Below are 12080 nucleotides of genomic sequence, written 5' to 3'. Positions count from 1 at the left end.
TTAGTCTTTCAAATATGTTTACTGTGCTGCTGGTGGAGCAGATGAATCTGCAGGAGCTTCTGATGCGGCTCCGCCATCAAATAACTCATCTAGCTCTGCTGCACCTTCGTTCTTATCATCCCAGAAATGTGACATACCATCATCTCCAGTACGCACACCTGTATGCTCAGTCCAGTAACGGTCAGAAATACCACGTACAATCAGACCTGCCATACTATCGATTAACTTAAAGTTTGGATTAACAGGCTTATCATCAGCTTGAGAGGCAGCATAGGATCTTAATGCATCACGGATTTTTGCATCATCACCACTTGCTTGAGCAGCTACCGCATATAACGCATGAGATAAGCGAACACCTTTTTGCTCACCAATTTGCACTGATTGCTTTAATGTCTGATATGGATCAGGTTTCCCTTCATCTGCCCCCGGTAATAAAGTCCAGATAACAGCACGCGTTGCGTTAGGTGCTCCCCAGAACTTTTCATTATCTAGACAGACCATGCCACGCTCTACAATAGCAGCGATATCTTTTGGAACATTGACTGCACCACCAGAGTTAATATCATTGGTCACAGCCTGAAGACCACTAATCATTCCAAGTAAATAAACTGTTTGATCAGTATCACTACGCATCGTTGGACAAGAATCACCTAAATGGTATTTATATTTAGATTCCCAACGATCAGCAAACAACTTATAGCCTGTATATTGACGCTCAGCAGCAATTGCGGCCCAACGCTTTTGTGCAATACGTGCATCTTGAGCTTCAGTTACTTGCCCTGCTTTTGATGCACGCAAATAACGCAACTCCTGTTCTAATGCTTGATTTTCAGCACATACACCTGAAGCCGCATACATTAATACCGCAACACGCGTTGGATCTGCACCCATACCTTTAGTAGACATGATTGCTGGTGTTAAGGCACTACCAGTATTACAAACCATTTCAGCATCTTGCATTGCCAGAATAGGCGGAACGACGTGCTTTTCCGTAAAACCTAAAGCAACATTTGCTCCAGTTTTCACGACGTATGAACAACCTGATAAAACTGAAGCTGCAAGAAAACTCATCGCCAAACCTTGGCTTATTTTTTGGACTTTAGACATCTTCCTGTCCTCTATGTAATTTGTTTTTTCCTTTTCAGATGTACATTAGCAGATGCATATCTTGAATAAAAGAGTAATTACTCTAATTGTAGCGCTTATACTTTGACACACTTCACAGCAGATAAAATTGACAGTTTTTCAGGGAAACAGAAATTTTAGGCAAAAAAAAGTAGCATTGCGACGGTTCAGCACATGCTACTTATTAACTGAGATAAGCTTTTAACGGCTTATATTATTTTTGTTCTATATAATCCTTAAGTAAAGTTCCTGCTCTTCCTACTACCACAGCCATAACTACTGCAATTAACAGAAACATCCACATTGAAATCTCCATGAGAGACCTCCTTACTACAATCGCACCCAGTTATAAACTGGACACTTGATGAAATTAATCGACTAACCAATTTAATAATTGACTGATCGACGACCTTGCATCCTCTGTCTCTTAACTTTGTTAAAATTAACTCTATTAAGATGTTCCCTGAGTAAAGTTCCTGCTCTTCCTATCACCACTGCCAGAATGATGGCAATGACCAAGAACGACCATGTTGGCATCTCCATTTTGAGACCTCCGACACACTTTACGTTGGTGTTTGTACTTTAACCGATCAAATAGATACCCATAGGTGAAATTGTCAGACAATTGTATTTCCTTAGCTTTTTTCTATATTTTAATTAGACAATCCTGAGCGCAAGCAAAAAAATAAAGATTAAATTATTGTTTTTTATAATTTTTAAATAAATATACAAATGTAGAATTGTCTAACAATTAATGAAGTTTCTGTAGGACTTTTAACTTTTTCCAATACTGTAAAGGAAGTTGATCAAACCAGATTATGGCTACTTTCACAGGTGCTCCCTCAAAATAAACAACCATAAATAGCTGATAATCAATTATTTTATTAATTTCTACACGGTGAATCACTTTTTTAGGAAGATAAACAACTGACCAAGATTTTTGATCTAAATATGCAATTTGAGAAATTCGTGATTGTTTTAAAAACAATAGGAAAGCAATAGATAAAAGGATCAGACTAAATAACCACCACATAGGTGGTAACAATTGATAAAGTAGGATTACTAAACACAAGCCAATAAAAAGCTGAAATATTATCGAGAAACGACTATATTTCAGCTCAAAATTCAATTCTTTTATCAAAACAGTTTAGCCATGTACGTACTGTTTTAATTTATAAATAAATTCACGTAACTCTGTGCGTGGAGGTTCAGAAACTTCCATGAACCAATCTAGCAAATCTGGATCTTCTTGTTCGACTAATTCTGCAAATAAGGCCTTCTCTGCCGGATCCGCAGTTAGATAATAGTTTTTTACATAAGGGTCAAAATAGACGTCAATTTCTTTTAAGCCGCGGCGTGCTCGATAAATTACTTTACGTTCTTCCAAGGTCATTTCGTCAGACATTTATTTCCCCATCTGCGTTGATAGTGCGCCTAGTTTACCTGATCACATTCCAAAGATCGCTAAAAATATCAAATTGACCAAATTTATCATCTTGTACTCATAATTGAGCATTCATCACATTGTTCGCCATGAAATGCTTCCGTATGTTTAAGGAAATAACATCACACCTGAACCAAGGAAGAAATACAAATGCAATCTGGTGCCATCCGTCCTATTCCAAATATGTTACCGAGAAAACTATTTAACGAAGAGCATGAAGCTTTTCGCGAGACAGTACGTAAATTCTATGAAAAGGAAGTTGTTCCCAATATTGAAAAATATGAAAAACAGCAACATGTTGATCGAGATCTTTGGAATAAGGCTGGAGAATTAGGTCTTCTTTGCACCACAATGCCAGAGCAATATGGTGGGTCTGGAGTAGACCGTTTGTACAGTATGATCTTAATTGAAGAACAAGCTTATGCTATGGACTCTAGTACGGGCTTTTCTTTGCATTCAGATATTGTTGCCAATTACGTAAATAACTTTGGTAATGAAGAACAAAAGCAAAAGTGGTTACCAAAAATGGCAACCGGAGAAGTGGTCACGGCTATTGCCATGACTGAGCCTGGTACTGGTTCTGATTTACAAGCAGTGAGAACCACAGCTGTAGTTGATGGTGATGATTACGTCATTAATGGTTCTAAAATTTTCATTACCAATGGCTACTTATGTGACATGGTCGTGGTTGTTTGTAAAACGGGTAATAACGACAAAGGTTCAGCGAACTTATCACTCATTATTGTTGAGGCAGACAGAACTGGTTTTAGCAAAGGTAAGCCTCTTAATAAAATTGGAATGAAAGGCCAAGATACGTGCGAATTATTTTTTGATAATGTTCGTGTTCCTAAAGAAAATCTCTTAGGTATGGAAGGCATGGGCTTTATCATGCTCATGAAAGAATTGGCTTGGGAACGAATGCTAGTCGCTATTATTTGTCAGGCAGGCGCTGAAGCTGCATTTGCACATACTGTCCAATATACAAAAGACCGTAAAGCATTTGGCAAACCTGTTAGTGGATTTCAAAATACGCGTTTTAAGCTTGCTGAACTGAGAACAGAAATAGATTTCTGCCGTACTTATTTAGATCGTTGTATGGAATTACAACTTGAAGAAAAATTGAGTGTGGAAGCTGCTGCAGCTGCTAAATATAAAATTTCAGATATGTTCTCAAAAGTTGTAGATGAATGTCTTCAATTACATGGTGGTTATGGTTACATGCTTGAATATCCAATTGCTCGTGCCTACATAGATCATCGAGCAAATCGAATTTATGCAGGTACCAATGAAATTATGAAAGAATTAATCTCTAGAACACTTTAATAAATTCAATATAAAAGGGGCATTACGCCCCTTTTATTTATCTAATATCTATTAAGATACTAGTTTGGGCTTACGCTCATTCGTTTCTGAACGCTTATGAAAATGTAGAACACCATCTTCAAATTTTGAATTTTTTAGCGACTTTCTATCTTCTAAATAGTTATTAGTAACTTGCCATGGAGCATGCTTACCTTGTTTTGGAAGTTCATGTGCCGCACGACTGATATAACCTGAAGATAATTTACCCATTACAGTATCTTCTTCCATTTCAGTCTTATCACCAGACGGAACTACTTCATCATAACTATTTTTGTCCATATAGTTTAACAAGCGACAAATATATTCCGCAGCGATATCAACCTTAAGCGTCCATGATGCATTTACATAGCCAATAATCATGGCCATATTTGGTACATCACTCAACATCACGCCGTTATAAAGCATATGTTCAGATGAGTTAAGAGCTTTGCCATCAATTGTAGCCTGAACCCCACCCATAATTTGCACTTGCAAACCGGTTGCAGAAATCACAATATCCGCATCAAGATGTTTACCAGATTTAAGTAAAATACCTTTTTCAGTAAATTTCTCAACTTGATCTGTTTCTACACTCGCTTTACCTTCACGCAAAATCTTAAATAAGTCACCATCAGGTACCACGCATAGACGTTGATCCCAAGGATTGTATGAAGGGGTAAAATGCTTCATATCAACTTTACCCTTTAACTGCACTTCAATTGCTTTTAAGAGTAAACGACGTACAGTCTTTGGATGTTTCTGAGACAATGCATAAATAGCGCGCTGCATACCAATATTACGTGCACGGGTAAATTTATAAGCTGCTTCTTCAGACATAAATTTACGCGTTTTTTCATAAATAAAGTCGATAGACGGTACACTAGCAATATACGTTGGTGAACGCTGCAACATCGTTACATGACCAGCCCCACCTTTCGCCATTGCCGGTACTAAAGTAATCGCTGTTGCACCACTACCAATAATAACGACCTTTTTACCTGTGTAATCTAAATTTTCAGGCCAATGCTGCGGGTGAATAAGTTGCCCTTTAAATGCTTCTTGATTTGGGAAAGAAGGCGCATATCCTTGATCATAGTTATAATAACCAGTACACCCTACAACAAAATTAGCAATCCAAGTCTGTTGTTTTTTCTTGCCATCTTCAATTACAACCTGCCATTTCTTTGATTCAGAATCATAATTAGCAGAAAGTACACGATGACCAAAGTGAATTTTTTCTTTTAATTTATATTCATCAATAACTTCGCCTAGATATCCTTTGATAGAAGCACCATCAGCTAATACATTCGCTTTACACCACGGCTTAAAATTAAAACCAAATGTGGACATATCTGAGTCTGAGCGAATACCTGGATAACGGAAAAGATCCCATGTGCCACCAAAAGATTCACGACGCTCTAAAATTTCAAATTGGCGTTGTGGAGAATTTTTTGATAAATGGGCAGCAACTCCAATTCCTGAGATACCTGCGCCAATGATTAAAATATCAACTTGCTTTTCCATTTTATTTTTATACCCATTGTTGAGAATATGAGTTTATTAAAGCACAATTTTGACAATACACAATGTCAAGTTTGACCGTTTATCCGTTTTTTTATGTCACTTGAGGACATTTTTATAATTTTAGTAATTATCAAAAATAAAAAAGACCGGTATAAAACCGGTCTTTTTTGAATAAAATCAATTATTCAGCTGAAGTATTCACTTCACGATCTACTAGCTCAACGTAAGCCATCGGTGCTGCATCACCAGCACGGAAGCCCGCTTTAAGAACACGTAGATAACCGCCGTTACGTTCTTTGTAACGAGGGCCGAGTACGGTAAATAATTTACCTACAGTTGCAGCATTACGAGTACGAGCAAATGCTAAACGACGATTTGCTACAGTATCGTTTTTTGCTAGAGTGATTAAAGGCTCAGCAACACGACGTAATTCTTTAGCTTTAGGAACAGTTGTTTTAATCAACTCGTGTTCAAATAAAGAATTAGCCAAGTTTTGGAACATCGCTTTACGATGGCTGCTTGTACGGCCTAATTTCACACCACTATTACGATGACGCATGGTGATAGTCCTACTTAATTAACGGCTACGATAGGCAAAACGGTCGTCCATACGAAGACTAGCTGGTGGCCAGTTTTCAAGACGCATACCGAGTTGTAAGCCTTTCGATGCCAAAACATCTTTGATCTCTGTTAACGATTTTTTACCAAGGTTAGGAGTTTTTAACAACTCAACTTCAGTACGTTGAACAAGATCACCAATGTAGTAAATATTTTCTGCTTTCAAACAGTTAGCAGAACGAACAGTAAGCTCTAGATCATCTACTGGGCGAAGCAAGATTGGGTCAACTTCTTCACGAGGCTCTTGAGCAACTGGAGTTTGGTCTTTCTGAAGATCAACAAAAATTGCAATTTGTTGTTGCAAGATTGTTGCCGCTTTGCGGATTGCTTCTTCAGGGTCAACCGTTCCATTTGTCTCGAGGTCGATTACCAGTTTATCTAAATCGGTACGTTGTTCTACACGCGCATTTTCAACGGTATAAGAAACACGCTTAATCGGGCTATAAGAAGCATCTAATTGCAAACGACCAACAGGACGTGTTTCACCTTCAGGGAAACGAGAATCAGATGTTTCATAACCACGACCTTGAGCAACCTTCAAGCGCATTTTTAATGAGCCTGAAGCACTCAAAGTACCGATCAAATGTTCTGGGTTAACCACTTCAACATTATGAGGTAAACGAAGGTCAGCAGCAGTAATTTCGCCAGGACCTTGTTTCTCTAATGTTAAATATGCTTCATTTTGATCGAACAGCTTAATAGACAATCCTTTTAGGTTCAGCAAGAGCTCGACGATGTCCTGCTGCAAGCCTTCTAAAGTACTGTACTCGTGCTCGACACCTTCTATCTCTACTTCAACCACAGCAGCGCCAGGTAAAGAAGACAATAGAATGCGACGTAAAGCATTACCCAGAGTATGGCCAAAACCACGCTCTAAAGGTTCTAGAATCACTTTTGCCGAGGTCCCGCTAACCGCTTCGACCTTGATCGCTTGCGGAGTTAGAAACTCGTTTGCAGTACGCGTCATTATTGCTACCTCAAGGATTATTTAGAATACAATTCTACAATCAAGCTTTCATTGATTTCAGCAGGTAAATCAGCACGATCTGGTGCAGCTTTAAACGTACCTTCAAGCTTAGAATGATCAACATCGATCCAAGCTGGAATACCACGTTGTGCAGCTAACTCAATCGCGTTTTTAATACGCAATTGTTGTTTAGCACCTTCGTGAACCGCAATTACATCACCAGCTTTAACTTGAATAGATGCGATGTTTACACGACGACCATTCAAAGTAATGCTACGGTGACTTACTAACTGACGAGCTTCTGCACGTGTAGAACCAAAACCCATGCGATAAACAACGTTATCAAGACGGCTTTCAAGCAATTTCAACAAGTTCTCACCTGTTGCGCCTTTAACACGAGCTGCTTCTTTATAGTAGTTACTAAATTGACGTTCTAACACACCGTAAATACGACGGACTTTTTGTTTTTCACGTAATTGTAGTGAATACTCAGATTGCTTACCACCGCGTGCCTGACCATGTTGACCAGGTGCTTTGTTAGCTTTTTTAGTTTTGACGTCAAAAGGTTTAACGCCAGATTTAAGTTGCAGGTCTGTCCCTTCGCGGCGAGAGAGTTTGCATTTTGGACCAATATAACGAGCCATGAATGTTTCTCCTTACACGCGACGTTTTTTAGGTGGACGGCAACCGTTGTGAGGAATTGGCGTCACATCGGTAATGCTGTTAATTTTATAACCCACTGCGCCTAATGCACGAACCGCAGACTCACGACCTGGACCAGGACCTTTTACAAGGACATCCAGATTTTTCAAACCGTAATCTAAAGCTGCTTTACCAGCAACTTCAGCAGCTACCTGAGCAGCAAACGGAGTTGATTTACGTGAACCACGGAAGCCTTGTCCACCAGAGGTGGCCCAAGCCAATGCATTACCTTGACGATCAGTAATCGTAACAATGGTGTTATTAAAAGACGCGTGAATGTGTGCAACACCTTCAGAGACGGTACGAGTGACCTTCTTGCGTGTGCGAGTATCTTTAGCCATCTTTTAGCTTCCAGAAATCTTACTTTTTAATCGGTTTGCGCGGACCTTTACGGGTACGTGCGTTAGTTTTGGTGCGTTGACCACGGACAGGCAAGCTGCGACGATGGCGAAGGCCGCGATAGCAACCCAAATCCATTAAACGTTTAATGTTCATGGAAATTTCGCGACGTAAGTCACCTTCGGTAGGAACCTTAGCAACTTCTGCACGAATCGCATCAAGCTGAGCATCGTCCAACTCACGGATCTTAGTAGTTTCAGTAATACCAACTGTAGCTAAGATATTCTTAGCAGTATGGCGACCGACACCAAAGATGTAAGTGAGGGAGATAACAGCATGCTTGTTATCCGGAATGTTTACACCGGCAATACGAGCCATTCACTTTCTCCAAAAAGGCAGTAGAGATAATCAACCGCCCCACAAAATCTTGAGGGGCGGATATTAACCCAATTCGCCTACTGAAATCAACAGGTCTTGATTAGATTAACCTTGACGCTGCTTATGACGAGGTTCTGCGCTACAAATTACGCGAATAACCCCATTACGACGGATAACTTTACAGCTACCACAAATTTTCTTTACAGAAGCTTGTACTTTCATGATGAAACCTCTAAGTGCGCTTATCCCTTAGGATGAGCAGTCGTTTTTCTCATTAATGTTTGATTATCATATTGATGAGATGTTAAGTGCGCTTGTAGCTGAGCCATAAAGTCCATAACAACGACAACTACGATTAGTAATGATGTACCACCCAAAGAGAATGGGATCCCAAAAGAACTTTGTAGAATCATTGGCATTAAACAAATGACCGTAATATAAATCGCACCAATAAACGTCAAACGATTAAGAATATGATCTAAGTAACGAGCAGTTTGCTCACCTGGGCGAATACCAGGCACATAAGCTCCGCTGCGTTTTAGATTTTCTGATACTTCCTTAGGGCTAAATACTAAAGCCGTATAAAAGTAACAGAAAAAGATAATTAACGCACCAAAGAGCACCAAATACAAAGGCTGTCCAGGCGACAATACTAAAGCTAAATCTTGTAAGCTACGTTTAATTAATCCAGCATTTGCATCTGCACTTCCTACCCATTGACCAAGACTCGCCGGGAACAATAGTAAAGAACTTGCAAAAATCGCAGGAATCACACCAGCCATATTAATTTTTAATGGCAAATGTGTCTGCTGTGCCGTAAATATACGACGACCTTGTTGCTTTTGTGCATAATTTACTGGAATACGACGTTGTGCTTTTTCAATAAACACAATGGCAGCCAGCACACCTACAGACAAAAGACCAAAGATCACAAGACCAATTAAGCTTGTCTGACCATTATCTACTGATGAAACTGATTGCATAATTAACTTAGGCAAACCAGAAACAATACCAGCAAAAATAATCATTGAGATACCGTTACCAATACCTCTTTCAGTAATTTGTTCACCTAGCCACATTAAGAACATAGTTCCAGCGACAAGTGAAGTAACTGCTGGTATATAAAACTCAAGACCAACTGACAGAGTAATACCCTGACCAATCAAACCTGCACACATACCAACTGCCTGAACCACTGCAAGCAACAATGTACCCTGACGCGTATATTGATTAATTTTACGCTTACCTTGCTCACCTTCCTTTTTCAAGGCTTCTAGTGAAGGAATTACCGTAGACATTAACTGCACAATAATTGATGCAGAAATGTAAGGCATAATTCCTAAAGCAAGAATAGACATTCGCTCTAAAGCACCGCCAGAAAACATATTGAATAGCCCAAGAATAGTTCCTTGGTTCGCATGAAATAAATTTTCTAACGCAGCATTATTAATGCCTGGTACTGGAATATGCGCTCCTAGTCGAAAGACCAGCAATGCACCGATTAGAAAACTCATCCGGCGAATAATTTCACGATATTTCACGTGAAATGGCTGACCTTTCATCATGTTGACATGACCTGAAGAACTAGGAGACATAGACACTCGAGATTACTCCTCGACTTTGCCGCCAGCTGCTTCAATTGCAGCTTTAGCGCCTTTAGTCAATGCAACACCTTGAACAGTGAATGCACGAGTGATTTCACCAGAAAGTACGATACGAGCACGAACTTGGTCACGACGAACAACATTCGCAGCTTTCAAAGTTTCTAGGCTAACGATGTCGCCTTCAACTTTGCTTAACTCAGATAAACGTACTTCAGCAGTTTTTAAAGCGATTTGGCTAGTGAAACCGAATTTAGGTAAACGACGATAAATCGCTGTTTGACCGCCTTCAAAGCCTGGACGAACGCCACCACTTTTACGTGATTTTTGACCTTTGACACCACGGCCACCAGTCTTACCAACGCCAGAACCGATACCACGGCCTAAACGACGGTTTTCACGTTTTGCACCTTCCGCAGGCGCAAGCTCATTTAAACGCAGAGTCATGGCTTATTCCTCTACACTAACCATATAGTAGACTTTGTTGATCATACCGCGGTTAGAAGGCGTATCTTGCACTTCTACAGTATGACCAATACGACGCAGACCTAAACCTTGTAAGCAAAGCTTGTGATTTTTCAAGCGATGTGAAGAAGATTTAGTCTGGGTAACTTTAATCGTTTTCATGATTGATTACCCTTGAATTTCTGCTACTGATTTACCACGTTTCGCAGCGACTTTCTCAGGAGAAGTCATATCACGCAAACCTTTGAAAGTTGCGTTTACTACGTTTGCAGCATTAGTAGAACCATAACATTTAGCAAGTACGTTATGCACGCCCGCAGCTTCTAGAACGGCACGCATTGCGCCACCAGCGATTACGCCAGTACCTTCAGAAGCAGGTTGCATGTATACACGGCTTGCGCCATGACGAGCATTCACAGGGTGTTGTAAAGTAGTACCTGCAAGGTCTACAGTAATCATGTTGCGACGTGCAGCTTCAAGTGCTTTAGAAATAGCAGCTGGAACTTCACGTGCTTTACCACGACCAAAACCAACACGACCATTACCATCACCCACAACAGTTAATGCTGTGAAAGAGAAGATACGACCGCCCTTAACAACTTTGGCTACACGATCAACGGCAACCAGCTTTTCAACAAGACCTTCGTTTTGTTCAACTTTAGCCATGATTAGAACTCCAAGCCGTTTTCACGAGCAGCATCAGCCAAGGCTTTGATACGACCATGATATTTAAAACCAGAACGGTCAAATGCAACTTTAGTTACACCAGCTGCTTTCGCGCGTTCTGCGATTAAAGCACCTACTTTAGTAGCCGCGTCTACATTACCTGTAGTACCGCTACGTAAAGATGCATCCAAAGTTGAAGCTTGCGCTAAAACTTTGCCACCATCTGCTGAAATAACTTGAGCATAGATGTGACGCGGAGTGCGGTTTACACACAAACGAGTCGCACCCAATGCACGGATGTGCAAGCGTGTGCTTTTCGCACGACGCAAACGGGTTTGTTTCTTTTCGTTCATAAGAACCTCGCGCCTTATTTCTTCTTAGCTTCTTTACGAAGAATGACTTCATCCGAATAGCGAACACCTTTACCTTTATATGGTTCAGGAGCACGATACGCACGGATTTCTGCCGCTACTTGACCTAACAACTGCTTGTTTGCTGATTTCAAAATGATTTCAGTTGCAGTTGGAGTTTCCGCTGTTACACTTTCAGGTAAAGCGTAGTCAATTGGGTGTGAGTAACCAAGGTTAAGGTTTACAACAGTACCCTTAACCGCAGCTTTATAACCAACACCAACTAGCTGCAACTTACGTTCGAAGCCTTCACTAACCCCTTTTACAAGGTTATTCAATACAGCGCGAGCAGTACCAGCTTGCATCCAAGCATCTTTCGATTCTTTAACTGGAGCAAGTTGAAGTTTACCTTCTTCCTGTTTTAGCTCGACCAGCGCATGCAGGTTGAAAGACAACGTACCTTTGCTGCCTTTCACTTCGACCTGCCGGCCGTTCTGAGTAACTGTTACACCATTCGGTACAGTTACTGGGGCTTTAGCCACACGAGACATGAGGAATCA

General features: G+C 40.3%; 17 protein-coding genes. 1 reads left to right on the top strand and 16 read right to left on the bottom strand.

What is annotated here, in order from left to right; genetic code table 11:
* Nucleotides 1-18: 18 nt before the first annotated feature.
* From AOLE_RS02275 to AOLE_RS02265, 3 genes are all read right to left on the bottom strand, one after another.
* A complete protein-coding gene (locus AOLE_RS02275; RefSeq protein ID WP_013196784.1) occupies nucleotides 19-1107 on the bottom strand; it encodes a hypothetical protein in 1089 nt (362 codons plus the stop codon).
* 769 nt (nucleotides 1108-1876) lie between these two features.
* Nucleotides 1877-2266, bottom strand: a complete 390-nt coding sequence (locus AOLE_RS02270) for a hypothetical protein (protein WP_035332235.1) — start codon at nucleotides 2264-2266, stop codon at nucleotides 1877-1879.
* A gap of 6 nt (nucleotides 2267-2272) precedes the next feature.
* Nucleotides 2273-2530 (bottom strand): FAD assembly factor SdhE, encoded by a 258-nt coding sequence (locus AOLE_RS02265; RefSeq protein WP_005301304.1) that lies wholly within the window; start codon nucleotides 2528-2530, stop codon nucleotides 2273-2275.
* 189 nt (nucleotides 2531-2719) lie between these two features.
* Here AOLE_RS02265 and AOLE_RS02260 point away from each other — a divergent pair, with 189 nt between their 5' ends.
* The gene (locus tag AOLE_RS02260) at nucleotides 2720-3892 is read left to right on the top strand and encodes an acyl-CoA dehydrogenase family protein (RefSeq protein WP_013196782.1); all 1173 of its coding nucleotides are present in this window, start codon (nucleotides 2720-2722) and stop codon (nucleotides 3890-3892) included.
* Nucleotides 3893-3943: 51 nt separating this feature from the next.
* Here the strand turns inward: AOLE_RS02260 and AOLE_RS02255 are convergent, their stop codons facing one another.
* The 13 genes from AOLE_RS02255 to rplF all read right to left on the bottom strand — a co-directional run bounded on the left by AOLE_RS02255 (nucleotide 3944) and on the right by rplF (nucleotide 12071).
* Nucleotides 3944-5434 (bottom strand): flavin-containing monooxygenase, encoded by a 1491-nt coding sequence (locus AOLE_RS02255; RefSeq protein WP_013196781.1) that lies wholly within the window; start codon nucleotides 5432-5434, stop codon nucleotides 3944-3946.
* Nucleotides 5435-5615: 181 nt separating this feature from the next.
* The gene (gene rplQ, locus AOLE_RS02250; protein WP_002049717.1) at nucleotides 5616-5993 is read right to left on the bottom strand and encodes a 50S ribosomal protein L17; all 378 of its coding nucleotides are present in this window, start codon (nucleotides 5991-5993) and stop codon (nucleotides 5616-5618) included.
* Between the two features lie 18 nt (nucleotides 5994-6011).
* Nucleotides 6012-7019: a DNA-directed RNA polymerase subunit alpha gene (locus AOLE_RS02245; protein WP_003653641.1), complete on the bottom strand. Its 1008-nt coding sequence runs from the start codon at nucleotides 7017-7019 to the stop codon at nucleotides 6012-6014.
* 17 nt (nucleotides 7020-7036) lie between these two features.
* The gene (gene rpsD / locus AOLE_RS02240) at nucleotides 7037-7663 is read right to left on the bottom strand and encodes a 30S ribosomal protein S4 (RefSeq protein ID WP_005301294.1); all 627 of its coding nucleotides are present in this window, start codon (nucleotides 7661-7663) and stop codon (nucleotides 7037-7039) included.
* Between the two features lie 12 nt (nucleotides 7664-7675).
* Nucleotides 7676-8062 carry a 30S ribosomal protein S11 gene (gene rpsK / locus AOLE_RS02235; protein WP_001040166.1) on the bottom strand — a complete coding sequence of 129 codons (387 nt, stop codon included), beginning with the start codon at nucleotides 8060-8062 and terminating at the stop codon, nucleotides 7676-7678.
* A 19-nt stretch (nucleotides 8063-8081) separates the two neighbouring features.
* Nucleotides 8082-8438: a 30S ribosomal protein S13 gene (rpsM, locus tag AOLE_RS02230; RefSeq protein WP_004789609.1), complete on the bottom strand. Its 357-nt coding sequence runs from the start codon at nucleotides 8436-8438 to the stop codon at nucleotides 8082-8084.
* 105 nt (nucleotides 8439-8543) lie between these two features.
* Nucleotides 8544-8660 (bottom strand): 50S ribosomal protein L36, encoded by a 117-nt coding sequence (gene rpmJ, locus AOLE_RS02225; RefSeq protein ID WP_000867907.1) that lies wholly within the window; start codon nucleotides 8658-8660, stop codon nucleotides 8544-8546.
* Between the two features lie 20 nt (nucleotides 8661-8680).
* On the bottom strand, nucleotides 8681-10000 hold the full coding sequence (gene secY, locus AOLE_RS02220) for a preprotein translocase subunit SecY (protein WP_171056864.1): 1320 nt from the start codon (nucleotides 9998-10000) through the stop codon (nucleotides 8681-8683).
* 45 nt (nucleotides 10001-10045) lie between these two features.
* Complete coding sequence (rplO, locus tag AOLE_RS02215) at nucleotides 10046-10486, bottom strand: 50S ribosomal protein L15 (protein WP_004789613.1); 441 nt, start codon at nucleotides 10484-10486, stop codon at nucleotides 10046-10048.
* 3 nt (nucleotides 10487-10489) lie between these two features.
* Nucleotides 10490-10666 (bottom strand): 50S ribosomal protein L30, encoded by a 177-nt coding sequence (rpmD, locus tag AOLE_RS02210; protein WP_000849088.1) that lies wholly within the window; start codon nucleotides 10664-10666, stop codon nucleotides 10490-10492.
* Nucleotides 10667-10672: 6 nt separating this feature from the next.
* Entirely contained in the window at nucleotides 10673-11170 is a 498-nt protein-coding gene (rpsE, locus tag AOLE_RS02205; RefSeq protein WP_003653653.1) for a 30S ribosomal protein S5, read from the bottom strand.
* A gap of 2 nt (nucleotides 11171-11172) precedes the next feature.
* A complete protein-coding gene (gene rplR, locus AOLE_RS02200; protein ID WP_003653654.1) occupies nucleotides 11173-11523 on the bottom strand; it encodes a 50S ribosomal protein L18 in 351 nt (116 codons plus the stop codon).
* 14 nt (nucleotides 11524-11537) lie between these two features.
* On the bottom strand, nucleotides 11538-12071 hold the full coding sequence (gene rplF, locus AOLE_RS02195) for a 50S ribosomal protein L6 (protein WP_005301272.1): 534 nt from the start codon (nucleotides 12069-12071) through the stop codon (nucleotides 11538-11540).
* Nucleotides 12072-12080 lie beyond the last annotated feature (9 nt).

The sequence above is a fragment of the Acinetobacter oleivorans DR1 genome (genome assembly GCF_000196795.1).
GTDB lineage: Bacteria > Pseudomonadota > Gammaproteobacteria > Pseudomonadales > Moraxellaceae > Acinetobacter > Acinetobacter oleivorans.
This window is presented reverse-complemented; position numbering and strand designations above follow the sequence as displayed.

Coding starts and splice junctions, on each gene's coding strand:
- rpmD (WP_000849088.1), bottom strand. CDS start 10,666: ATGAAAACGATTAAAGTTACCCAGACTAAATCTTCTTCACATCGCTTG.
- rplQ (WP_002049717.1), bottom strand. CDS start 5,993: ATGCGTCATCGTAATAGTGGTGTGAAATTAGGCCGTACAAGCAGCCAT.
- rplR (WP_003653654.1), bottom strand. CDS start 11,523: ATGAACGAAAAGAAACAAACCCGTTTGCGTCGTGCGAAAAGCACACGC.
- rpsK (WP_001040166.1), bottom strand. CDS start 8,062: ATGGCTAAAGATACTCGCACACGCAAGAAGGTCACTCGTACCGTCTCT.
- AOLE_RS02245 (WP_003653641.1), bottom strand. CDS start 7,019: ATGACGCGTACTGCAAACGAGTTTCTAACTCCGCAAGCGATCAAGGTC.
- AOLE_RS02255 (WP_013196781.1), bottom strand. CDS start 5,434: ATGGAAAAGCAAGTTGATATTTTAATCATTGGCGCAGGTATCTCAGGA.
- AOLE_RS02260 (WP_013196782.1), top strand. CDS start 2,720: ATGCAATCTGGTGCCATCCGTCCTATTCCAAATATGTTACCGAGAAAA.
- rpsE (WP_003653653.1), bottom strand. CDS start 11,170: ATGGCTAAAGTTGAACAAAACGAAGGTCTTGTTGAAAAGCTGGTTGCC.
- AOLE_RS02275 (WP_013196784.1), bottom strand. CDS start 1,107: ATGTCTAAAGTCCAAAAAATAAGCCAAGGTTTGGCGATGAGTTTTCTT.
- rpsM (WP_004789609.1), bottom strand. CDS start 8,438: ATGGCTCGTATTGCCGGTGTAAACATTCCGGATAACAAGCATGCTGTT.
- AOLE_RS02265 (WP_005301304.1), bottom strand. CDS start 2,530: ATGTCTGACGAAATGACCTTGGAAGAACGTAAAGTAATTTATCGAGCA.
- rpmJ (WP_000867907.1), bottom strand. CDS start 8,660: ATGAAAGTACAAGCTTCTGTAAAGAAAATTTGTGGTAGCTGTAAAGTT.
- rplF (WP_005301272.1), bottom strand. CDS start 12,071: ATGTCTCGTGTGGCTAAAGCCCCAGTAACTGTACCGAATGGTGTAACA.
- secY (WP_171056864.1), bottom strand. CDS start 10,000: ATGAAAGGTCAGCCATTTCACGTGAAATATCGTGAAATTATTCGCCGG.
- rplO (WP_004789613.1), bottom strand. CDS start 10,486: ATGACTCTGCGTTTAAATGAGCTTGCGCCTGCGGAAGGTGCAAAACGT.
- rpsD (WP_005301294.1), bottom strand. CDS start 7,663: ATGGCTCGTTATATTGGTCCAAAATGCAAACTCTCTCGCCGCGAAGGG.